Annotated in this window: 18 protein-coding genes and 3 pseudogenes; 12 read left to right on the plus strand and 9 right to left on the minus strand. The window is 71.1% G+C overall.

Features of this window, described 5'->3' with window-relative positions:
* Window positions 1-8 precede the first annotated feature (8 nt).
* From ACWGH0_RS07040 to ACWGH0_RS07060, 5 genes are all read right to left on the minus strand, one after another.
* A complete protein-coding gene (locus ACWGH0_RS07040; RefSeq protein ID WP_453403124.1) occupies window positions 9-527 on the minus strand; it encodes a hypothetical protein in 519 nt (172 codons plus the stop codon).
* Between the two features lie 405 nt (window positions 528-932).
* The gene (locus tag ACWGH0_RS07045; protein WP_453403125.1) at window positions 933-1,622 is read right to left on the minus strand and encodes a hypothetical protein; all 690 of its coding nucleotides are present in this window, start codon (window positions 1,620-1,622) and stop codon (window positions 933-935) included.
* 3 nt (window positions 1,623-1,625) lie between these two features.
* On the minus strand, window positions 1,626-2,126 hold the full coding sequence (locus ACWGH0_RS07050) for a sigma factor-like helix-turn-helix DNA-binding protein (protein ID WP_453403126.1): 501 nt from the start codon (window positions 2,124-2,126) through the stop codon (window positions 1,626-1,628).
* A gap of 89 nt (window positions 2,127-2,215) precedes the next feature.
* Window positions 2,216-2,419 (minus strand): hypothetical protein, encoded by a 204-nt coding sequence (locus ACWGH0_RS07055; RefSeq protein WP_453403127.1) that lies wholly within the window; start codon window positions 2,417-2,419, stop codon window positions 2,216-2,218.
* Between the two features lie 362 nt (window positions 2,420-2,781).
* The gene (locus tag ACWGH0_RS07060) at window positions 2,782-4,884 is read right to left on the minus strand and encodes a SpoIIE family protein phosphatase (protein ID WP_453403128.1); all 2,103 of its coding nucleotides are present in this window, start codon (window positions 4,882-4,884) and stop codon (window positions 2,782-2,784) included.
* Between the two features lie 329 nt (window positions 4,885-5,213).
* On the opposite strand from ACWGH0_RS07060, the gene ACWGH0_RS07065 reads away from it, so the two are divergent.
* The 4 genes from ACWGH0_RS07065 (at window position 5,214) to ACWGH0_RS07080 (ending at window position 9,755) form a co-directional block, all read left to right on the plus strand.
* Window positions 5,214-7,886: a LuxR C-terminal-related transcriptional regulator gene (locus ACWGH0_RS07065; RefSeq protein ID WP_453403129.1), complete on the plus strand. Its 2,673-nt coding sequence runs from the start codon at window positions 5,214-5,216 to the stop codon at window positions 7,884-7,886.
* A 143-nt stretch (window positions 7,887-8,029) separates the two neighbouring features.
* Complete coding sequence (locus ACWGH0_RS07070) at window positions 8,030-8,227, plus strand: hypothetical protein (RefSeq protein ID WP_453403130.1); 198 nt, start codon at window positions 8,030-8,032, stop codon at window positions 8,225-8,227.
* A gap of 202 nt (window positions 8,228-8,429) precedes the next feature.
* Window positions 8,430-8,879 (plus strand): SHOCT domain-containing protein, encoded by a 450-nt coding sequence (locus ACWGH0_RS07075; RefSeq protein ID WP_453403131.1) that lies wholly within the window; start codon window positions 8,430-8,432, stop codon window positions 8,877-8,879.
* Window positions 8,880-8,921: 42 nt separating this feature from the next.
* Window positions 8,922-9,755 (plus strand): class II glutamine amidotransferase, encoded by an 834-nt coding sequence (locus ACWGH0_RS07080; RefSeq protein ID WP_453403132.1) that lies wholly within the window; start codon window positions 8,922-8,924, stop codon window positions 9,753-9,755.
* A 188-nt stretch (window positions 9,756-9,943) separates the two neighbouring features.
* Here ACWGH0_RS07080 and ACWGH0_RS07085 read toward each other — a convergent pair.
* Window positions 9,944-10,039 (minus strand): annotated as a pseudogene (locus ACWGH0_RS07085) (NAD(P)-dependent oxidoreductase); the annotation flags it as partial.
* Between the two features lie 249 nt (window positions 10,040-10,288).
* Between ACWGH0_RS07085 and ACWGH0_RS07090 the strand changes: the two are divergent.
* Both ACWGH0_RS07090 and ACWGH0_RS07095 read left to right on the plus strand, forming a co-directional pair.
* Window positions 10,289-11,131 (plus strand): class I SAM-dependent methyltransferase, encoded by an 843-nt coding sequence (locus tag ACWGH0_RS07090; RefSeq protein ID WP_453403133.1) that lies wholly within the window; start codon window positions 10,289-10,291, stop codon window positions 11,129-11,131.
* Between the two features lie 290 nt (window positions 11,132-11,421).
* Window positions 11,422-12,609 (plus strand): acyltransferase family protein, encoded by a 1,188-nt coding sequence (locus ACWGH0_RS07095; RefSeq protein ID WP_453403134.1) that lies wholly within the window; start codon window positions 11,422-11,424, stop codon window positions 12,607-12,609.
* Between the two features lie 27 nt (window positions 12,610-12,636).
* Here ACWGH0_RS07095 and ACWGH0_RS07100 read toward each other — a convergent pair whose 3' ends face one another.
* Both ACWGH0_RS07100 and ACWGH0_RS07105 read right to left on the minus strand, forming a co-directional pair.
* Window positions 12,637-13,194: a TetR/AcrR family transcriptional regulator gene (locus ACWGH0_RS07100; RefSeq protein WP_453403135.1), complete on the minus strand. Its 558-nt coding sequence runs from the start codon at window positions 13,192-13,194 to the stop codon at window positions 12,637-12,639.
* Between the two features lie 11 nt (window positions 13,195-13,205).
* A pseudogene (locus tag ACWGH0_RS07105) lies at window positions 13,206-13,783 on the minus strand (sugar O-acetyltransferase).
* A gap of 161 nt (window positions 13,784-13,944) precedes the next feature.
* Between ACWGH0_RS07105 and ACWGH0_RS07110 the strand changes: the two are divergent.
* Together ACWGH0_RS07110 and ACWGH0_RS07115 are read left to right on the plus strand one after the other, a co-directional pair.
* Entirely contained in the window at window positions 13,945-14,550 is a 606-nt protein-coding gene (locus ACWGH0_RS07110) for a TetR/AcrR family transcriptional regulator (RefSeq protein WP_453403136.1), read from the plus strand.
* Window positions 14,551-14,594: 44 nt separating this feature from the next.
* Window positions 14,595-15,548, plus strand: a complete 954-nt coding sequence (locus tag ACWGH0_RS07115; protein ID WP_453403143.1) for a DMT family transporter — start codon at window positions 14,595-14,597, stop codon at window positions 15,546-15,548.
* A 53-nt stretch (window positions 15,549-15,601) separates the two neighbouring features.
* On the opposite strand, the pseudogene ACWGH0_RS07120 reads toward ACWGH0_RS07115, so the two are convergent.
* Window positions 15,602-16,450: pseudogene (locus ACWGH0_RS07120) on the minus strand (sensor histidine kinase); the annotation flags it as partial.
* A gap of 93 nt (window positions 16,451-16,543) precedes the next feature.
* Here ACWGH0_RS07120 and ACWGH0_RS07125 point away from each other — a divergent pair.
* The 4 genes from ACWGH0_RS07125 to ACWGH0_RS07140 all read left to right on the plus strand — a co-directional run bounded on the left by ACWGH0_RS07125 (window position 16,544) and on the right by ACWGH0_RS07140 (window position 21,391).
* Window positions 16,544-16,978 carry a VOC family protein gene (locus ACWGH0_RS07125; protein ID WP_453403137.1) on the plus strand — a complete coding sequence of 145 codons (435 nt, stop codon included), beginning with the start codon at window positions 16,544-16,546 and terminating at the stop codon, window positions 16,976-16,978.
* A gap of 110 nt (window positions 16,979-17,088) precedes the next feature.
* The gene (locus ACWGH0_RS07130) at window positions 17,089-17,916 is read left to right on the plus strand and encodes an aldo/keto reductase (protein ID WP_453403138.1); all 828 of its coding nucleotides are present in this window, start codon (window positions 17,089-17,091) and stop codon (window positions 17,914-17,916) included.
* A gap of 374 nt (window positions 17,917-18,290) precedes the next feature.
* On the plus strand, window positions 18,291-19,577 hold the full coding sequence (locus tag ACWGH0_RS07135) for an extracellular solute-binding protein (protein ID WP_453403139.1): 1,287 nt from the start codon (window positions 18,291-18,293) through the stop codon (window positions 19,575-19,577).
* 551 nt (window positions 19,578-20,128) lie between these two features.
* Window positions 20,129-21,391, plus strand: a complete 1,263-nt coding sequence (locus ACWGH0_RS07140; RefSeq protein ID WP_453403140.1) for a serine hydrolase domain-containing protein — start codon at window positions 20,129-20,131, stop codon at window positions 21,389-21,391.
* The last annotated feature ends 112 nt before the right edge of the window (window positions 21,392-21,503 follow it).

Below are 21,503 nucleotides of genomic sequence, written 5' to 3' on the forward strand. Positions count from 1 at the left end.
GGGCGCGGTCAGCGCACCCAGCCCGTGAAGCTCTGTCCGACGGTCTTGCTCTTCTCCGTCGTGCGCGGCCGGGTGCCGCCGTCGACGGCGGCCGACACGGCGCGTACCAGCCAAGCGTTGACCGACAGGCCCTCGCGGGCCGCGGCCTCCTCGGCGCGGACCTTGAGGTGGGCCGGCAGGCGCAGGTTGACGCGGGCGGTGCCGCCCTCGTCGCCGTCGGCCGGGGCCGGGGTGCTGAGCGGTTCGAGTGGCGCGGCCGGCTCCGCGGGGGCGCCGCCGTCGGTGGGCGGCGGTGTCACCACGAAGTCGGGGTCCAGCCCGCGCAGCCGTACGTCGACCGAGCCGGGGGCGAGGTGGCGGGTGACTTCGTCCATCGCGGCGGAAAGCACGTTGAGCAGGGTCAGCCGCGTCGCGGACTCCAGCGGAGCGGTGAGCCTGTCGGCCAGCTGACGGGCTTCGTCGCCGCCGGCTTCGGCGGCCACCGCGAGTTCGCGGCGTAGGGAGTCGACATACGGGGTGAGGTCCATAACGCCATCATGGCACCACTGTGGTGCCATTGGCAAGCCTGAGTGGTGTCGTAGGGGTGATGGGGGCGAGGGGTGGTGGGCTGGCCTGCGGAAACGAGTGAAGCGGGCCGATGTAGTGGCGGCGCCATGCATGCTCGGTGTGCGACGGCGGGCGGTAGGTGGCACCATCTGGCGCGCCAAGTGGCGCCATGCGATGCCACGTGGGTGCCATGTGCCGCGCGGAAGGTCTGAGACAGTCGTCGCCGCACGTGGTCGCCGTCTGCCTCCCGATCGAGCGGTTCGAGCCGGCACACCGGGCCCACCCGCCCACCCGCCCACCGGCCCGCCGGGCCCGCGCCCGAGCCTTGGCGACACAGGGCGCGGCAGTCGGCAGGCCGGCCACGGCATCGGCATGGGCGGCCTGCGTCAAAGGGCGTCCGCGAGTACCTCGATCTGATCGGCCAGTTGGGGGTCGGGGTGGGGCACGCTGCCGAATTCGTCGTCTTCGTCGGTCGTCAGTTGCTGCACGAGGGCGCGCAGGACGGGGTTGGGTGCGCGGTGGTCGTCGTGCCGGGTGGCGTGGCGGATGCTCAGCCGTCCGGCGTGGAGCATGTCCCCGGAATCGAGGTCGGCGGCCTGGTCGGCCCAGTGGGCGGCGTCACGGCGCTCACCGCGTGCCAGGTGCAGGAGGTGGAGGCAGTAGGCGGCCGTCGGATTCCCCGAGCCGGCGGCGAACTGCCACCAGAACTGTGCCGCCTCGTGGCTGCCGGCCAGATTCAGCAGGCAGGCGAACTGCAGGGCGCCGTCGGGTTCGATGCGGCGGGCGTTGACCAGACGGGCCAGGTGCTCCGCGGCGTCGATGCCGTTGAGCGCTTCGGCGGACAGGGCGTCGAGATCTTTGGCCGCCTGGTCGTGAAGGGTGGGGAAGAAACCGGCCGGGGTGGCCGGGGCGGGGCGGGCGATGCCGGCGCTGCGGGCGAGGGCCGTGTCGAACAGCAGGGTGTTCGTGACGTCATGGGCGATCTCCCGCTTGGATGCCGCGAGGTCGAAGTCGGCGAAAGCGTCGGGGATCACGGCGTCTTCCAGTGCTTCGTCGATGTCGCGCGGATGCCGCATGGATCAGTCCTTCTTCTTGTCAGCGACCGCGTACAGGGGCAGGCCGAGCTTCTTCGCGATCCGTCGCCGGGCCAGACGCCGGTGGGAGCGCACGGTGTCCTGTTCGACGCCCATGATGCTGGCGACCTTGTCGGACGGGTATCCGAGTACGTACGGCAGGACGATCGTGTCGTACTGCCGCTCGGGCAGGGAGGCGATGGCGGTGTACAGGCCCGAGGCGGTCTCCATCACCGCGAACTGGCAGCGCACCGACTCCAGCACCGCCGCGGCGGTGCGCTGGAAGGCGGCGGTCTCCACGAGTTGCGGATCGAGGCCGGCCAGACGCAGGTGGGTGTCCACGCGTACCTTCAGCAGCGCCCACGCGTACGCCTCGGGGCTCTCCGTACGCATGACCCGTTCCCAGTTGAGCGCGAGGTGGGAGAAACAGCGGCGGACCACGGCACGGGCGGCGTCCTTGTCCCCGAGCATCGTGTGGGCGTAGTTCAAGTAGGCATGTACATACATGTCATGAAACGCCTCAAGTGCCGGCGGCATGCGGTACTGGACTTCGGCCAGTCGCTCGCCGGACTCGTCCGGCGAAGGAAGTTGAGCGTTCACGGCTGGGCCTCCTCGTCGCGACCGGCCGGGGCCAGAGCCTCGTGCGGGAAACGGCCGCGCGAGCGGTCCTCGACCAGGGCGGCGGCTCCCACCCGCACCCCGGCGCGCAGCAGGCGCCGGGTCAGGTGGCGCAGATCCGGGGTGAAGACGCGCAGGGCGGTGGCGAGCAGCAGCAGGGCGAACACGTCATCAGGCGTCACGGCTTGTCCCTCTCCGATGGACGGCACCGTCAACTCCCGGTGGTGCCGGAGGACTTCGCTGTCCTCAAGACGCAGCTTTCCGAACCGGGACGGTCAAACGTGCAACGCCATCGGTAAGAAAATTCTGAGAAGTGAGCGTCTGCCCACCTCCGGCCCCACACCACACGCCTCACCTGTCACAAGCAGTGACCGCGCAGCCGCCCATGGACCCCTCCGACCTGCATAGACGCTTGAGTCGACGCGCGAACGCCGACGGCCACCGTGACTGTTGCGATGCGAACCGAATGTGGTGCAGCTCACTCACGTCGGATCGCATGAGGAACGCTGGTGTTCCGCGCCGACACTTCGGCCAGGCGCCGGACTCACCGTGGCCGGTCGTGGCGGTCGGTGTCAGGCAGCGCCTGTTCGGTCCAGAGCGTCTTGCCGGGTGCCGTGTACCGGACGCCCCACGCCTGCGCCAGCTGCGCGATGATGAACAGGCCGCGTCCGCCTTCGTCGACCGTGCCGGCGTGACGCAGGAGGGGTGCGCCCGAGCCGGCGTCGCGTACTTCGCACGTCAGGGTGCGGTCGTGGATGAGGCGGAGTTCGAGCGGTGGACTTCCGTACTTGACGGCGTTGGTGACGAGTTCACTGACGATGAGGCGGGTGTTGTACGCGCTCTCGTCGTCCACGTCCCACGCGGCGAGCTGGCCGCGGATACGGCGCCGAACGTCGGCCACTGCCTGCGGGTCGTCGTCGAGCGGCCATGCAACGAAACGGTCGCGGGGGAAGGGGCGCGTGCGCGCGACGATCACCGCTGCGTCCTCCGTGCCGCGACGGGACGGCAGCGCGTAGACGAGCGAGTCGCACAGGTCCTGGAGCGGGCGGTCGCGGTAGTCCGGTGTCGACGCCAAGGGGCTCGCTGCTTCGGCGAGTGACGAGGTGAGGTGCGGGTCGCTGGCGAACACCAGCACGCTGCCGTCGGGTACGTCGGCGACGGTGGCCGCGAAGGGGGCGTCCTCCGCAGTGCCCAGGCGTGGGCCGGCCGGTGCGCCGGGGACGGTGACGGTGCCGTCCGGGCGCACGACGAGAGGGGCCAGATCACCCGCGACGGCTGTCGTGCAGGTGCCGGTCAGCGGGTCGTGGACCGCGTACACGCAGTCGGCGGTGAGAGGTTCCCGGTGCAGCGGGTCGCCGGGCGGCAGGTGTGCCCGCTCGGACGCGAGCTGACGTGCCGTGTCCTGCAGACGGGCGAGGAGCTCGTCGGGGGCGAGGTCGAATGCCGTCAGGGACCGGATGGCGGTGCGCAACTGCCCCATGGTGGCCGCCGCGTTCAGTCCGCTGCCCGACACCCTGCCGACGACCAGGGCGGTGCGGGCACTGGACAGGGCGATCGTGTCGTACCAGGCGCCGGGATCGCCGCCGGTGACCGAGAGGTACGCGGTCTCCAGCGAGGTGCGGCTCTCCGGACGACGGGGCAGCAACTGGCGCTGGACGGTGGCGGCGACGGTGTGCTCCCTCGTGTAACGCCGGGCGTTGTCGACGCACAGCGCCGTATGCGCGGCCAGCTCGACGGCGAGTTCCCGGTCGGCGTCCTCGAAGGGCCGGGAGTCTCCGGTGCGGTAGAGGCTGACGATGCCCAACGGCGCTTCCCGCAGCGCCAGGGGCACCACCAGGAGGGAGTGGGCCGCCGACGAACGGATCGCCTCGGCGCCGGGCGGATCGAGCGACAGCCACGGGGCGGACGGACGCAGGGGAACCACCCGTGGGCACAGATCGGCCAGCGCCTGGGTGAAGGGTGTGGGCGCCGGCAGCCGCCGTACGCCGCCGACCGGGTGCGTCGGCGGTGTGCCCGGCCGGGCGCTGCGGAATGCGGTGCGCATCAGGGGGGTGCCCGGCCGCAACGGCGCTGCCGGCGGGTCGTCACCGCGGATGACCGCGTCCACCACCTCCACGATCGCGATGTCCGCGAACCCCGGCACCACCGCATCGACGAGCTCCTCGCCGGTGACGGCCGGATCCAGGGTGCGACCCACCTTCCGGCGTACGGAACCGAGCACGCCGGTGCGGACGCGCGCCTGCTCCCGTTCGGTGACGTCCACGGCGGTGACGCCCAGGCCCAGCGACGTGCGATGGTCCCCCTCCAGGCGCAGGGCGGTGACCTCGAAGGATCGCTCCTGCGGCGGACTCTTCCCTACGCCGGCGCGGACGACGCGCTGTGTCACCGGCTCTCCGGTACGCAGAACCCCGCGCAGAAGTGCCTCCATGTCATCGTCGTCGTCCACCAGGCCGTACACCTCGCGGAACGGGCGCCCCCGCAGGGACCCCGGCGGTACGTCGCGCATGACCGGTGTGGCGGTGTTGACCCGCACCACGCACAGGTTCTCGTCCAGCAGGTGCAGGCCGACCGGCGACTGCGTGAACAGGGCCTCCAGCATCGCGGCCGCGGCCTCGTCCACCCGCGGGACGGGATCGTACTGCGCCACGCGGCCACCTCCGAGTGCGGTTGTGTGTCCTCTGCCGTGCCCGCCGTGGTGACCGCGGCCGGCCGTGCCCCCTGCTCGCCCGGTGGCCGCGGTGGGCGCGCATCGCGCGTCGCCTGGCGGTGCGGGCGCCCGTGGTGCGGGCACGAGTGGGTCGGGCACCAGTAGGTCGGGCACCAGTGGTGCGGTGCCCACTCTGCGCCCTGTCGCCGGCGGGCGGCTCACCCGTGACGGGGGAGCCCGGCGCGACATCGCGCGCATACACGCCCGAACACTGCCATCCTGATGAGAAGCGTCGCCCACAACCTGACGAAGGGTGGTGGTGGACCGCGATGGCACGGCAGCCGCAGCACGACGACCGTCCCATGTCCCCGGACGCCGATCCCCAGGGAGAGCCGTTCCTGCGCACCCGGTTCGCCGTCCCCGCGCCCCCGGCGACTTTCCTGCCCCGCAGGCGATTGACCCGGCATCTTGACCAGGCCCTCTCCACCCCGCTGACCATGGTCAACGGAGCCGCCGGGGCCGGCAAGACCCTTCTCGTGGCCGACTGGGTGGCCGGCAGGGACGAGCCCGTCGCCTGGCTCACGACCGAGGGGACGGGCCGTGGACCCGGAATCCTCTGGGCGTACCTGATGCAAGCCCTGCGCGTCGCCGGTGTGCCGATGCCCGCGGACGTCGGCTGTCCCGCCGACGCGAACCGTGTGGACCGTACGCTGCTGGCGCGTGTCGCGGCGCATCTCAGTGCCCGGGGGGAACCCGTCATCGTGGTCCTCGACGAGTACGACCGCGTGGGCGACCCGCGGATCGCGGAACAGCTCGAGTTCGTCCTGCGCCACGCGGGGCGGGGCATGCGCCTGGTCCTCGTCACCCGCACCGAGCCACTGCTGCCCCTGCACCGGTACCGGGCGGCAGGCGACATGACCGAGATCAGGGGTGCGGAGCTGGCCTTCACCCCCGAGGAAGCGGCCGCTCTCCTGGAACTGCACGGGCTGAGTCTTCCGGTGGACGCCGCACGCGCGCTCGTACAGCGCACCCGGGGCTGGGCCGCCGGCCTGCGGCTGTGCGCCCTGGCCGCGCAGGAGCGTCCGGACGCGGAGCGCTACCTGAAGGAGTTCGAGAGTGACCGTTCCACGGTCGCGGACTTCCTGGTCGCTGAGGTCCTGGAGCGGCAGCCGTCCGAAACGCAGGATCTCCTGCTGCGCGCCAGCGTCCTCGAGCGCTTCTGCCCCGACCTGGTGAACGCGCTCACCGGGCGTACCGACGCCGAGGCGGTGCTGAACGGACTGCACCGGGACAACGCGTTCGTCGAGCACCTCGGGCACTCCTGGTACCGCCTCCACCCGTTGTTCGGAGAGATTCTCCGAGCCCACTTGCGCGTACGGTGTCCCGGCCTGCGGCCCGAGCTCCACCGGCGGGCCGCGCACTGGCTGCGGCGCTCCGGACCCCTTGAGCAGACACTCGGTCACGGGGCCGCAGCGGGCGACTGGGAGTTCACGGCGGGCGCCCTCGTGGACGATCTCGCGATCGGTCAGTTCTTCACCGGCCGGCGCTCCGACGACCTGGCCCAACTGTTCGCAGGGATGGGGCCCGAGCCCGCGAGCCCCGCGACGGACATCGTCCGCGCGGCTCGTGCACTGGCCCGGAGCGACGCCGGCCGGGGCCTGACACACCTTGGACGCGCCGAGACGAACCTGGGCCGGGTGGAGGCGAACGGCCAGTCCGCCGCCGCGCGGCTGAACTGCGCCCTGCTGGAAGCCCTGGCGGCCCGGCTGACCGGCTCGCCCCACAGGGCGGAGACGGCCGCCGCGACAGCCCGGCACCTGCGCGACGAAGTTCCCTCCGGGTTGCTGGACAAGCATCCCGAACTCACCGCCCTTCTGCTGACCCACCTGGGCTCGACACGGCTGTGGGCCGGGCGTTTCGACGACGCACGCGCCGCCCTGGTCGCGGCGGCCGGTGCCCCCGGGGAAGCTTCGACGGCGCTGCCACGCGGCGATGCGCTGAGCCGCTTGGCCCTCATCGACTACCTGGACGGCTGGCTCGGCCGGGCGGAGCGTACGGCCCAGGAGGCCATCACCGCGACCCAACGGTGCGGCCTGCCACAGCCCTCCGGCTTCGGCGTCGGGCAACTGGTCCTGGCAGCGGTGGCCGTGGAGCGCAACGAACTGAACCACGCCCAGACCCTGCTGGACTCGGTGTCCCAGTCGCCGCCCCCGATGCGGGACCCGGTGACCGAAGCGGGGCGGGCCATGGCCACCGCGCACCTGCTGCTGGCACAGGGCAGGACGCGCGCCGCGGTCGAGGCGGCCGAACCGGCCGTCCGCGCCGAGACGGCCTCGCCCTGGGCGTCGGGGCACACCGCGCTCATCACCTCCGCGGCCCACTTGGCCGAAGGCCGGCCGGAGGCGGCGGCCGAGCTCCTGCGCGAGGTTCCCGGCGGCCAGGTGGCGTGCGCCGTGGGGGCGGCGCGGGCCCTCCTCGCCGCGGGCGATCCCGGCGCGGCGATCGCCCTGCTCGACACCGTGCGCCCGGAACCCCGCGCCGGCCCGGGGCTGACGGTCCGGGCCACGCTGGTGAGGGCGCGGGCAGCGGACGGGGCGGGGGACAGCGCCACCGCGCGCCGGTTGCTGGCAAAGGCCCTGCGGGAGGCACGGCGCGACAGACTGCGCCGCCCCTTCCTCGAAGCGGAACCGTGGATACGCCCCTTCCTGAGCGCCGGGCCACTGCGGGAGTCGGCCGCCGGATGGCTGGTGCCCGGGCGCGTACCGCCCGGTGGGACATCACGCTCCGCAGACGAGCTGCCGCCCGTCGTGGAGGAACTGAGCGGGCGCGAGAGGGACGTACTGCGACGGCTGGACCGGATGATGTCCACGGAGGAGATCGCCGCCGACCTCCATGTGTCGGTGAACACGGTCAAGACCCACCTCAAAGGCGTCTACCGGAAGCTGGCGGTCAGCCGTCGCACCGACGCCGTGCGCCGCGCCCGCAAACTGCGGTTGCTGTGAGGGGAAGGCCGCCGGCCCCGGCGAACGCCCTCGCCGGTACGTAGGGTCACCTCCGCAGGGTGAGGCCGGACGCCGTACGGAGGCCGACGATGGGAGGGAAGCCGCACCCCATACGCCCGGGGCTGCCTGCGGGAGAGCCGCTCATGCGCTACGAGATCCGCGTCGAAGGACATATATCGGAACCGCTGACCAGCGCCTTTCCGGAGTTGGAGCACGTGGTGATGTCCGGCCGGACGGTCCTGTTCGGAGACGTCGTCGACGAGGCGCACCTGTACGGGCTGCTGGCCCGCTGCCAGTCGCTGGGGTTGCGGGTGCTGGAAATGCGGCAGCTGCCGGAGTAACGCGTTGCACGCCTGCCGGCCGCTCGGGCTGCGCCCACATCAGCTGAGACGCGTACAGGCCGAGACTCGTACGAGTGCCCTGCCGACCCCCCCGGCCGGCCGTCCTCACCCGCTCCGGGTGAGGACGCGAACGCTTGCGTGGGACAGGCTGGAAGCGAGCACAGAACGGCTGCCGGGCGCCCGCCCGGAACGGAGGCGACTGATGAACGAGCAGGTGTACCTCGCGTACGACTATCCACTCCTGAGCGTCTTCTGGACCATGCTCGTGTTCTTCCTGTGGGTCGCGTGGTTCATCCTGCTCTTCCGCATCGTCACCGACGTCTTCCGCGACGACACCCTGAGCGGCTGGGCCAAAACGGGCTGGCTGGTCTTCGTCCTCGTCCTCCCCTTCGTGGGCGTGTTCGTGTACGTGATCACCAGAGGCAGGAACATGGGCCGCCGGGAGATGGCACAGGCGCGCGCCAGGCAGGACGCGGTGGACGACTACATCCGGGAGACGGCCAAGGGCGGCCATGGCGGGCGCACCAGTGTCGACGAGCTCGCCAGGCTCTCGGAGATCCGCTCTCGCGGCGACATCACGGACGAGGAGTTCCGCCGGGCGAAGGAACTCGTCCTGAGCGGCTCGGGAGCGTCAGGACGGACGGGCGACTGACCCTCCGTGCCCCCACCCGACCCGGTAGGAAGGTGACCGTCCATGTGCCGATGGCTGGCGTACTCAGGCACCCCGGTGCTCCTCGACAGACTCCTCTACCAGCCCGCGCATTCGCTGATCGACCAGAGTCTGCACTCCCGGCTCGGCGTAGAGACGACCAACGGGGACGGTTTCGGTGTCGGCTGGTACGCGCAGGAGACCGGACCCGACAGTCCTGCCGTAGTACGCGAAGTCGGACCGGCATGGAACAACCGCAACCTGCGCGAGATCGCCACCCACACCAGGTCCCCGTTGTTCTTCGCGCACATCCGCGCCTCCACGGGCACGGCGGTACAGGAGACCAACTGCCACCCGTTTCGCCACGGCCGGTGGATGTGGATGCACAACGGCGCCATAGCCGGGTTCTCCACTGTGCGCAGAGACCTCTGCCTGGCCGTGGAGCCCTCCCTGTTCCCCGACATCGAGGGCTCCACGGACTCGGAGGTGATGTTCTTCCTGGCCCTCACGTTCGGACTGCGGGACGACCCACCGCGAGCGGTGGCCCGCATGGCGGGTTTCGTCGAGCACACCGCCCACGAACACGGCATCGCCGCCCCGCTCCAGATGACCGTCGCCACGACCGACGGCGTGAACGTATGGGCGTTTCGCTACGCCAGTGAGGGCGCCGCGCGCTCGCTGTACTACAGCAGCCGCGTGGAATCGCTCCAGGCGCTGCACCCCGACATGTCGTTCCTGCGCGGTCTGTCCGACGAAACCCGCCTCGTCGTCTCCGAGCCGCTGGGCGATCTGCCGGGCGCCTGGCACGAGGTCCCGGAGCACACCTACGGAGTCGTACAAGCCGGTGCGGACGAACTCCGGCCCTTCGCGCCGGTGTGATCCACCCCGCACTGTGCCCCTGACAGTGCACCCGTACGAGGGCGTCGACCGGCGACGACGGCCGGCGAACTCCCGCACGGCAAGAGGCGGTTCGGCCTCCGGGCGTCGACGGTGACGGCCGGAGCCGCCGTCGCACAGCAGCGGCGACCAGCCGGCTAGCGCCCATGCCCGCCCGGTACCGGTGTCGATCAGTCGGCGTCGCGGGGTCTGCTGAACTCTTCGATCAGCACGGGATACTGCTCTCCACCGTGCCGGGCCGCGACCGCCAGGTCGGCCATCGCCTTGAAGCCAGACCTACCCGCCCTTCGACGGCACGGACACCCGGAGTCTGTCCCCGCCTGAGCCGGCCGGGGCCGGGCGCCAACCCGGCCCGTGCCGGTGCGATGACCGGAGCGCCGTCTCGCGGGCGGACGAAGGCCCCAGGAATCCTTACGCCATCCAGGTCGAGGTGGCGCCGGTGCACAGCCCGTTCGAGGACCCGGGACACGCACGCTCCTACGTTGGCGTTACGCCGAGACACCGGGGAGAGTGACATGACCGAAACGAACGACGCGGCCGAGGCCGATCGCGCGATCAAGGCCAAGCACCGCAAGATGTGGGCGCTGGGCGACTATCCGGCCGTGGCCACGCAGCTGATTGCGGAGCTGGGCCCGACCCTGGTGCGCGCGTGCGGCGTACGGAGCGGCCAACGGGTCCTGGACATCGCGGCAGGCTCGGGCAATGCCGCCATTCCCGCGGCCCTGACCGGGGCGAGCGTCGTGGCGTCGGACCTCACGCCCGAGCTGCTGGAGACCGGTCGCAGGCTCGCGGGCGAGCGCGGCGCCGACGTGGAGTGGCGTGAGGCCGACGCGGAGGCGCTGCCCTTCGCCGACGACGAGTTCGACACCGTGATGTCGACGGTGGGGATCATGTTCGCCCCGCATCACCGGGCCGCGGCCGGCGAACTGCTCCGGGTCTGCCGGCCGGGCGGGACCGTCGGGCTGATCAACTGGACTCCGGAAGGCTTCATCGGCCAGATGTTCGCCACGATGAAGCCGTACGCCCCCGCGCCGCCGCCGGGAGCTCAGCCCCCGCCGCTGTGGGGCCGGGAGGACCACGTCCGTGATCTGCTCGGGGACGGGGTCACGGACGTCGAAGTGCGCCGGCAGACCGTACGGGTCGACCGCTTCGGGAGACCGGAGGACTTCCGTGAGTACTTCAAGACCACTTACGGTCCCACCATCGCCGCGTACCGGAACATCGGGGACGATCCCGAGCGGGCCGCCGCACTCGACCGCGATCTCGACGCCCTCGCGCAGCGCCATGACGGCGGGGGAGGAGACACCCTGCTCCTGGACTGGGAGTACCTGCTGTTCACCGCCCGCAAGCGCGACTAGCGGCCGGGCTGCGATACGTGGTCGGGGGTGGTTCGCCACGGCGCGGCACGACGTCGCACCCCCGGCCGGACGGGCACGGGCACGACGCTCACTGCGCCTGCTCCGCCGGGGTGGTGCAGGCGCGAGCCCGAGTGCCGGACGCCCGCGAGTTCGGCCCGCGAGTGGCCCGCGGGCTCCTGACGTACATGCGGAGTTCACCGTACGCACCTGACGCGGCAACCGGTTACTTCGCGCCGGTCGGCACAGTGTGCCCACCACCCGACCCGATTCGATCATCAGTGAGACAGGCCATGTCACGGCTGGTCCGCTGCCAGGAGCCTGTCGCCGCGATGGACATCCCCCGTCAGAGATCCGCCACTGCCGTGCAACCGTCCGAAGGGGCCGGGCGGTCCGAGGGGATCAGAGATCCGTGGTGGGACAACGCCCGGTTCGCCTCCGCCACACTGATCGTCGTCCTGCACACCGTGGGCAGCATCATGACCCGTGAAGAGGTGCTGCACTCGTTCCACATCGCCAGTTGGGCCTTCCGCGTGCCGGCCTTCGTCGTACTGGCCGGTGTGTTCAGCAGCGCGGGCCCGCTGGGCGACCGTCCCCTGCGTTCCCTGTTGCAGAGCATCGTGGTGCCCGCCCTGCTGTTCAGCCTGCTCTTCTCGCTGGAGAGCTACTGGCTGGGGGCGGAGTTCTCCGTCCACATAGCGCAGTTGCCGTGGACGCTGTGGTTCCTCATGTCCCTCTTCTGCTGGCGGTTGCTGCTGCCGCTGGTGGCGCAGCTGCGTCACCCGCTGCTCGTCACCACGTGCGTCGCCCTCGGGGTGGGTTACGTCGACGAGTTCGGGATGGCCTTCTCGGCGAGCCGGACCCTGGTGTACCTGCCGCTGTTCTACCTTGGCTGGCGCATCGGCCAGGGACATCTGCACACCTGGCTCACCAGCCGCCGGAGCCTGCCCGTGGCGGTCTGCGGAGTACTGGCCTCCTGTGCCGTGGGCCTGCTGTGGCACCAGGACATCAAGGGCAACTGGCTGTCGATGCGCCATCCCTACACCGTCGCCGACCCACTGAGCCTCGAATTCGCCTGGGTCATTCGCCTGCTGGTTCTCGCCTCCGCCGCGGCCCTGGTGCTCTGTCTGCTGCGCCTGATGCCCCGGCGGCGCCTGCCGCTGATCTCGGCGGTGGGCGCGGGCGGCTTCACCATCTATCTGCTGCATCCGCTGGTGATCCTGCCGCTGCGGGAACTGGGCTGGATCTCCCGCGCGAACACCCCCGTGGAGATCGCCGGTCTCATCCTGTGCGCGATCCTGCTGACGGTTGTTCTCGGCTCGTCCCCGGTCCGCAGACTCGTCCGGCCCCTGACGCGCCCGCCCATGGGGTGGCTGTTCGCCCCCGCCCCGCCCCGGCAGCAGCCCGTGCCGACGACGACCCCTACTGCTGCGCCCGACTCCGGTGAGCGGCAGGTCACTGCGGCCACGCGGGCACCGTGACCGCCACTCGGCCGCCGCACGGCGCGGTCAGAGGGCTGCTGTGCCGGCTGTGGTGATGCGGGTGATCGCTTCGAGGGTGAGGGCGCGGTCGTGGGGCTCGGTGGCCAGGGCCCGGTGAAGGGTCAGACCTTCGATGAGCGCGTCGAGCTGGCGTGCGGTGCCCGGGTCGAAGTGCTTCTCCAGGTGGACGCGGCTGCGGCGCATCCATGCGTGGGTGAGTTCCCGGTACGCGGGCCGACGGGCGGCGAGGGTGTACAGCTCCTGGGCGAGCACGAGGTCGCGCCGGCTTCCTTCGGAGAGGGCGTGCACGAGATCGGCCACGGCCTCCCTGGCCTGCCCCGGGTCGGCGGGCACGGAGAGATACGCGTCGAAGACGGCCGCGATGTGGTCGGTGAAGCGGCCGAACGCTTCGCGCAGCAGGTCGTCGATGCCGCTGAAGTGGTAGGTCATCGACCCCAGGGGCACAGCGGCGCGGGCGGCGATCCTGCGGTGGGAGACGCGTGCGATGCCCTCGTCGGCGATCAGGTCGAGAGTGGCGGCGATGATGCGCTCGCGTCGCTGCGGGTCGGTGTGTCCGGTGGCCATGGCGACAGACCCTAGAGGCCGCGTACCACGCGGGCGGGGTTGCCGACGGCGACGGCGTTCGCGGGGACGTCCTTGGTGACGACGGCGCCTGCGCCGATGACGGAGTTGTCCCCGATGGTGACGCCGGGCAGGACGATCGCGCCGCCGCCGATCCAGACGTTGTCGCCGATGGTGATGGGCTTGGCGGATTCGAGCTTGTCGCGCCGGGGTTGCGGCTCCAGCGGGTGTGTGGGGGTGAGGAGTTGCACGTGGGGACCGATCTGGCAGTCCTCGCCGATGGTGATCGCCGCCACGTCCAGCGCGGTCAGGTTGTAGTTGACGAAGGTGCGCGCCCCGATCGAGATGTTGCTGCCGTAACGTACAGCGGCGGCCGTACGTGCGCCTCTTCGCCCAACGCGCCGAGCAGTTCGGCGAGGACCGGCCGGGCGGACTCGGCGTCTTCGGCGTAGGCGGCGTGGTAGCGGGCGGCGAGGTGCACGGCCCGTTGCAGGCGGCGGGCGATCTCGGGGTCGTCGGCGACGTACAGGTCGCCCGCCGCCATGCGTTCCAGGTTGGTACGCGGGTCGCCCGCGAAGTAGTCCGTCGGCATGCGACCGAGCGTATACCTGCGAGTGTACGAACGTACACTCATGAGGGCGTGCCGCGTCGGCCGTCAGGACTGCCGCAGCGGCGCCGGGTCGTCTGCTCGATTTCCGGGACTCCAGCCCGTCCTCTACTCTAGGTAGACCTACCTACCTAGTTTGGACTGTGATGGGCGAGACCGACGTGAGCACAGCAGGCAGCGGACGGCGGCGTCCCGCCCGCCGGCGGCTGCTGGAGGCGGCGGCCCGGCGCTTCTACGCCGATGGTGTGGCGGCGACCGGCATCGACACGATCACGGCCGAGGCCGGCGTGGCGAAGATGAGCCTGTACAACAACTTCTCCTCCAAGGCCGACCTGGTCCGGGCCTACCTGGACGCCCGGCACGAGGAGTGGCTCGGCCTGTACCGGGCCCGACTGGAGCACGCCGACGGCCCGCGCGAGGGCGTACTGGCGGTCTTCGACGCGTACGCCGATCACGCGGCCTTCGCGTACGAGCACGGCTTCCGTGGCTGCGGGCTGCTCAACGCCGCCGCCGAACTGCCGGCCGGTGACGAGGGCCGGGCCGTGGTCCGCGCCCACAAGGAGGAGGTCGAGCGCCTGATCGCCGGTCACCTGGAGACGTTGCTGCCCGGCCGGCTCGACGAGGCCCGCGCGACGGCCGAGCACCTGTCCTTGCTGCTGGAGGGCGCGATGGCCCGCGCCGGCCTGGAGGGCGACGGTGTGCGCGTCCAGCACGCCCGCTCGATGGCCGAGGCCCTGCTGGACCGGCTGTGAGCCGCGTCGGCCACGGCCGCTCCGCGAGAATCGGCGCCCTGTGCGTGCTGGCCGCCTCCGTACTCTGGGGAACCACGGGCACGGCAGCCACCTTCGCTCCCGGCGTCGGTCCGCTGGCGATCGGGGCCGCCGCCATGGGCCTCGGCGGACTGCTCCAGGCCCTCGTCGCCGCCCCGCAAATCCGCCGTCACGCGTCTGGGCTGCGCGCCCAGCGCGGCACGGTGCTGCTCGGCGCCGCCTCGGTGGCGGTCTACCCCCTGGCGTTCTACAGCTCGATGCACCTTGCCGGAGTCGCCGTGGGCACTGTCGTGTCGATCGGCACCGCCCCGCTGGTCTCCGCGCTGATCGAGCGCGTCGTGGACGGCCGCCGCCTCACCCGCCGCTGGACGCTCGCGGCCGCGCTCGGCCTGCTCGGCACCGTGCTGCTGTGCGTCGCCGAAGCCGCCCGTGCCGCCGACGGCAGGGGGGCGGCGTCCGTGGCGAACACGCTGCTCGGCATCGGTCTCGGCCTGGTCGCCGCCGCGACGTACGCCCTCTACTCCTGGGCCGCCCACCGGCTCATCACCCGCCAGGTACCTTCCCGCGCAGCCATGGGCGCCGTCTTCGGACTCGGCGGACTGCTTCTCCTGCCCGTCCTGCTCGCCACGGGTGCTCCGCTCGTCGCCTCCTGGCCGAACGCCGCCGTCGGCACCTACATGGCGCTCGTCCCGATGTTCGCCGGCTACGTCCTCTTCGGCTGGGGCCTTGCGCACGTCCCCGCCAGCACCGCCACCACACTGTCCCTGCTCGAACCGGCCGTCGCGGCCGTCCTCGCCGTCCTGGTCGTCGGCGAACGCCTCCCCGCCACGGGCTGGACGGGCATCGCCCTCGTCATCGCCTGCCTCGCCGTTCTCACCACCCCCACACCCGCGCACCGCCGCTCACGCGAACAAGTGCCTGTCCCTGCGGGCGGTGAAAGCGAGGCCACAGTGCCCACCCTCGCCGGCCGTGCTGACTGAGCGCGCGGTCACTTCGACCTGGTCGGACCCGTGCGCCCACCAGTGGACGATGCCTACGCGACACGGGGAAGCCGCACCGTGACGAGGAGGCCGCCGGCGGGGCGCGGGACGAGGGCGAGGGTCCCGTCGTGGGCGCGGACGACGCTGTGCACGATGGCCAGGGCGAGGCCGACACCGGCGTGCTCGTCAGTACGTACGCGTTCCGTCCCGCGCTGGAATGGTCCGGTGAGGGTGGGGACGAGCCCCGGTGGGAGCCGCGGGCCCGTGTTCTCGACCCGCAGCACGCTCGTGTCGCCGTGCGCCTCGGTGTGCACGGTCACGGTGCCGTCGGCGCAGTGGTTGTGGACGATGGCGTTCTGGACGAGGTTCGTCACCATCCGCAGCAGGAGTTCCGCGGAGCCGGCGGTCTGTGCGGCGCCGCCGGTGACGTCGAGCGTGATTCCGCGCCGTTCGGCGAGGGGAAGCAAGGTTTCGGCGGCCTCTTCGGCGACGAGGGACAGGTCGGCACGCTCGCGGGCGAAGTTCCCGCGGTCGCCGCGGCTGAGCAGCAGGGCCTCGGTGAGGTCGATCGCCCGCTTGTTGGCCGTGTGGAGTCGTTCGACGAGTTCGCCTTGGTCCCGCGTGGGGTCCTTGCGGGCGACGTCGAGAAGTGCCTGTGCGACGGCCAGCGGGGTGCGCAGTTCGTGGGAGGCGTTCGCGGCGAACCTCTGCTGCTCGGCGACGTGGGACTCGAGTTGTTCCAGCATCGAGTCGAACGCGTCTGAGAGTTCCCGGAACTCGTCCTGGCGGCCCTCCATGCGGATCCGGTGGGACAGAGATCCGTCACCGGCCATCCGCGCCGCAGTCGTGATCTGTGCGAGAGGCGCCAGCATCCGGCCCGCGAGGAGCCACCCCCCGACGACATGCGGGACACCTGATCAACAGGTCGTTCTACAGCCACCACGCTACTGTGCACCGGGAGTTGAGTGACAGGGCCCCCTTGCTATGGTGGGCCGATGTCATCGGTCAAGCAGGTCCAGGTCACCTTCGACTGCGCGGAACCCGAGCGTGTCGCTCGCTTCTGGTGCGAGGTGTTGGGGTACGTCGTACCTTCACCACCCGAAGGCTTTGCCACGTGGGACGACTTCAACCGCTCGCTGCCGCTTGAGGATCGGGACTCGTGGTTCGCATGCAGTGATCCTTCTGGTGTGGGCCCGCGCTTCTACTTCCAGCGCGTTCCCGAAGGCAAGGTCGCCAAGAACCGGGTGCATCTTGACGTGCGGGTCGGCATCGGGCTCGTGGGGGAAGAGCGCCTGGCCACGCTGGAGGCCGAATGCGCACGACTTGTCGCGCTCGGCGCACATCGCGTGCGGCTGCTGCCCGCCGATGACGAGAACGAGTCCTGCATCACGATGCAGGACATCGAAGGCAATGAGTTCTGCCTCGACTGAACATCTCCCGAGACGGGGACGAGCTTGCAGGTCACCATCAATGAAACGGGGACCTGGCCGGGCATCGGGCCGCATCCCTCAATGCGTCAGGCGAGCGAGAGGGAGGGCACATGACTTCGACGGTGTTCCGTATCGGCGGGGATCTGGAGGTGCGCCGACTCGGTTTCGGTGCCATGCACTTGCAGACGGAGCCCGGGCCCGGCCGTCGGGATTCTCTCGCGGTCGCCCGACGGGCCGTCGAGCTCGGTGTCACCCTGATCGACACCGCGTACATGTATGGCTGGGGCGCCAACGAGGAGCTCCTGGCGGAGGCACTGCACCCGTACGCCGACGGGGTACTGATCACCACCAAGGTCGGAATCGCCCGGTCCGGCCGGCCCGACGGGCGGCCGGCCGCGCTGCGCGAGCAGGTCGAGCAGGCGCTGCGTCGACTCCGCGTCGAGCGGATCGAGTTGCTCCAGGTGCACCGCCTCGACCCCGAGACGCCTCTCTCCGACCAGCTCGGCGCGCTGCGGGACCTGCGGACCGAAGGCAAGGTAGGCCGGATCGGGCTGTCCGAGGTCACCGTCGACGAACTCGACCGGGCACGGGACATCGTCGACATCGCGAGCGTGCAGAACCGCTACAACCTGCTCGACCGTGAGCACGAGCCCGTGCTCGCGGCCTGCGAGGCGGCCGGTATCGCGTTCCTGCCCTGGCGCACTGTCGCCTGGGGGCAGTCCGGGGCGAGGGCCGAGATCGCCGCCGTGGCGGCCGAGGCCGGGGCCAGCCCTACGCAGGTGGCGCTCGCCTGGCTCCTCGGCCACTCGCCGGTCATCCTCCCGATCCCGGGTACCTCCCGTATCGGCCACCTGGAGGAGAACCTCGTCGCGGAGCGCCTGCACCTGACCGAGACCCAGCGCAGCCGCCTCGACCGCCTGTCGGGGAACCAGCCGTAATCCGTTACGTGGCGCAGACGGCCGCACGAGGGCTCCGCTTCGCGTCCCCGACGTCCGCACCCCGCAGCCTGGACGACAGCGCGTAACTCCCAGCGGTATGCGTCGGGCGGGGTGCCCGGGGGGAGCGCGGACGGTGGCGGCCGGTGAGTGATGGACCTTGCCGTTGCCGCGTCAATGCGCCGTCCAGGAGTTGCGTTGGACATCGTGGAAGGTTCTACGCGCGTCGGAATTCGGGTCGGCATATCGGAAAACACCAGTCGCTATGGGTGCGGTTGGAGCAATGGCCACAACCTGCGAGCAGGGGGCGAAATACGACTCGGGTCGGGAGAGAATTCCGGACGCACCGTCCGGAAAAAGATCAAGAGGAAGTATTCGTGCGACCAAGATTCTTCGGCGCGACCGCCTCCATGGCCGCACTCGGCCTACTGGGCTCCCTCGTGACCGCCTGCGACCTGAGCGGGAGCGGCAGCGGCGACGGGACGACTCTGCGCCTGGTGGCCGCCGAGTACGGCACCAGCCCCGGAACCAGCTCCAAGGCGTACTGGGACAAACTGGCCGCCGCCTTCACCGCCGCCCACCCCGGCAAGAGGGTCGAGGTGACGCTCCACCCGTGGGCCGACGTCGACCGCGAGGTCACGCGCATGGTCAAGGAGGACAACGCCCCGGACGTCGCCCTGATGGGCGCGTACTCCGACTTCGCCGCGCAGGGCCGCCTCTACGCCGCCAGTGAGCTGCTGTCGATCAAGGCGGAGGCGAACTTCCTGCCGCCGCTCGTGAAGGCGGGTTCAATCGGCAACACCCTCTACGGCCTGCCTTTCGTGGCCAGCAGCCGACTGCTCTTCTACAACGAGGAGCTGTTCGAGGAGGCCGGAGCGGAGCCGCCGAAGACGTGGTCGGACCTGAAGGACGCGGCCGAGGCGCTGAAGACGGACGGTGTGCTCTATCCCTACGCCCTGCCGCTCGGCCCCGAGGAGGCGCACGCCGAAGCCCTCATCTGGCAGCTCAGCAACGGCGGGGGGTACGCCGCCAGTGGCGGCGGCTACAGCATCGCTTCCGAGCAGAACACGCAGACGTTCCGCTGGATCAAGGACAACCTGGTCGCACCCGGCCTCACCGGCCCCGTTCCGCCGGCTGAGCTCGACCGGCAGGACGCCTTCGCCGCCTTTCTGCGCGGCAAGGTCGGCATGCTGAACGGTTACCCCTCGCTGCTGCACGAGGCGAGGGCGAGGGGCATGAAAGTCGGAACCCTGAGCATGCCGGTGTCGGACAGGATGAAAAACGGGAAGACCTTGCCGTCGGCGGGCGTGGCCGACTGGATGATGGCCTTCAAGCACGACGACAATCGTGAACTCGTGGGCTCTTTCCTGGAATTCGTCTACCAGGACAAGAATCTCAGCGAGTTCGCCGGGCGCTACCACTTGTTGCCCTCGACGGTGTCGGCGACCCAAGCCTCCAAGGACGCGGCGGCGGACCCCAGCAGCGCTCAGTTCCTGAACGCACTGAGCGGTGCCGAGCTCTACCCGGTCAACGAACCGTCCTGGCTTCAGGTCAGCGACACCATCAAGCGGAACATCGGCAAGGCCGTGGCGCCGTCCGCCGACCCGAAGGCTGTGCTGGAGGACATCGACCAGAAGGTGCAGACCGTGGCTGACCGGACTTGAACAGGTTCCCGGCCGCAGGCAGCGGCCGCCCTGCCCGGGCCGTGAGCCATTGCGGGATCCCGGCGCGGGCATGGACAACGCCTCGACCAGTTTCCGCCAGTGGAACCCGGCGGAGCGCTCGGCTTTCGAGGGACGCCGGACCTCTACTCGCCGCCGGCCCTCCGGGCGCCGCCGATCGCCGGATCCGCGGTCGGCGGCGCCCACGGCCGTCGGCCGCCCGACGCGTGCGGGGCGGCGGCGTCGCCCACGGGGCTCCGGTTCTCGTGCCCGGGCGACGGTGGTACATCGGCGCGACGAGCCCGCGGCCGGTCGTCGCTTCCGCCCGCCCGCTGCGCCGGGAGGGCCGGCCCGTACTCCCGGGCCTCGTACGCCATACGCGGTTCGTCCCGCCGCTCCCAGACTTTCTGCACGTGACCGGAACCGATGTGACGCGTTGGCACTCATGCTCCATGGGGATTCTGGACGGCGCGCAGTCGTCGCTCATCCCAGGCCCCCGCGGCACACCCCACGCGTGTGCCGTCTCTCCGATGAGTCGAGAACGAGGAAGTCACTTGTCCCTGTCGACACACCGACGTCTGGCCCTGAGCGCCACCCTGATCGCCGCCCTCGCCGGCGGTCTCGCCCCGGCCACCGCGGCCTCCGCGGCACCGGCAGCCCCCACGGCCCCTGCCGGCCCCGCGGCACCCGCCGCGCCCGCCCCCGACATGGAGGGCGTGACCGCGGCCCTCAACGCCGCCATGGCCAACGGCGCCCCGGGCGCGATGGCCCGTGTCGTCGGTCCCGACGGCGTCCTCACGCGCACCGCCGGGGTCCGCGACCGCGTCTCCGGCGCGCCCATGGACACCCGGGCGCGCTTCCGCATCGGCAGCGTCAGCAAGACCTTCTCCAGCGTCGTGCTGCTCCAACTGGTCGACGAGGGCAAGCTGGAGCTCGACGCGCCGGTCAACCGCTACCTGCCCGGACTGCTGCCGGACGACCGCATCACCGTCCGACACCTGCTCACCCACCGCAGCGGCCTGGCCGACTACACCGAGGCCATGTTCGCCAAGACGGTGCCCGGCTTCGAGGCCGTGCGCAACCGCGTCTTCACCTACCAGGAGCTGGTCGACCTCTCGCTGGCCGAACCGCGCACCACGGAGCCCGGTGTGGCGTACAAGTACTCCAACGCCAACTTCGTCGTCGTCGGCATGCTCATCGAGAAGGCCGCGGGGACCCCGGTCGCCAAGCAGTACGAGCGGCGCATCATCAAGCCCCTGAAGCTGCGTCACACCTCGTACGTCCACCCGGAGACCCAGATCAAGGGTCTGCACGCACGCGGCTACCTCCACCCCGACGAGGAGGGCGCGCCGCTCGTCGACTCCACGAAGCAGACCGCCTCCTGGGCCCAGTCGGCCGGCGCGGTCATCTCCGACCCGGCCGACCTGAACACCTTCACGACCGCGCTGATGCGGGGCAGGCTGCTCTCGCCCCGGATGCTCGACGCCATGACCACGGTCACCCCGACCGACGCCGCCCAGACCCGCTTCTACGGGCTCGGGCTGCGCCGCTACGACCTGTCCTGCGGCACCCAGGTGTACGGGCACACCGGCACCGTGCAGGGTTACTACACGTACGCCTTCGCCACGCGTGACGGCGAACGCGCGCTCTCAGCGATGGCGAACACCTCGAACCGGGGCGCGGCGAACACCGCGCTCGGCGGGACGCTGGAGGCGGCCTTCTGCGGCAAGAAGCCCGCGGCCGCTGCGCCGTCGACCAAGGCGCCGCGTACGTTCTCCACGCTGCCGGCGGAGGCCGACCTGCCCGAGCGCCGCTGAGGCCGGTCCGACCCGCGAGCCGTTGCCGGCCACCGGGCGAACACGGCGACCACACGCTGAGTTCGCCGTCGGCCGGCTGCGGGAGCGGGCAGGGGGCGCGGACTGCGCCCCC

This window comes from Streptomyces sp. NPDC054887, assembly GCF_053610585.1.

Coding starts and splice junctions, on each gene's coding strand:
- ACWGH0_RS07040 (WP_453403124.1), bottom strand. CDS start 527: ATGGACCTCACCCCGTATGTCGACTCCCTACGCCGCGAACTCGCGGTG.
- ACWGH0_RS07045 (WP_453403125.1), bottom strand. CDS start 1,622: ATGCGGCATCCGCGCGACATCGACGAAGCACTGGAAGACGCCGTGATC.
- ACWGH0_RS07050 (WP_453403126.1), bottom strand. CDS start 2,126: ATGTATGTACATGCCTACTTGAACTACGCCCACACGATGCTCGGGGAC.
- ACWGH0_RS07065 (WP_453403129.1), top strand. CDS start 5,214: ATGGCACGGCAGCCGCAGCACGACGACCGTCCCATGTCCCCGGACGCC.
- ACWGH0_RS07070 (WP_453403130.1), top strand. CDS start 8,030: ATGCGCTACGAGATCCGCGTCGAAGGACATATATCGGAACCGCTGACC.
- ACWGH0_RS07075 (WP_453403131.1), top strand. CDS start 8,430: ATGAACGAGCAGGTGTACCTCGCGTACGACTATCCACTCCTGAGCGTC.
- ACWGH0_RS07080 (WP_453403132.1), top strand. CDS start 8,922: ATGTGCCGATGGCTGGCGTACTCAGGCACCCCGGTGCTCCTCGACAGA.
- ACWGH0_RS07090 (WP_453403133.1), top strand. CDS start 10,289: ATGACCGAAACGAACGACGCGGCCGAGGCCGATCGCGCGATCAAGGCC.
- ACWGH0_RS07095 (WP_453403134.1), top strand. CDS start 11,422: ATGTCACGGCTGGTCCGCTGCCAGGAGCCTGTCGCCGCGATGGACATC.
- ACWGH0_RS07100 (WP_453403135.1), bottom strand. CDS start 13,194: ATGGCCACCGGACACACCGACCCGCAGCGACGCGAGCGCATCATCGCC.
- ACWGH0_RS07110 (WP_453403136.1), top strand. CDS start 13,945: ATGGGCGAGACCGACGTGAGCACAGCAGGCAGCGGACGGCGGCGTCCC.
- ACWGH0_RS07125 (WP_453403137.1), top strand. CDS start 16,544: ATGTCATCGGTCAAGCAGGTCCAGGTCACCTTCGACTGCGCGGAACCC.
- ACWGH0_RS07130 (WP_453403138.1), top strand. CDS start 17,089: ATGACTTCGACGGTGTTCCGTATCGGCGGGGATCTGGAGGTGCGCCGA.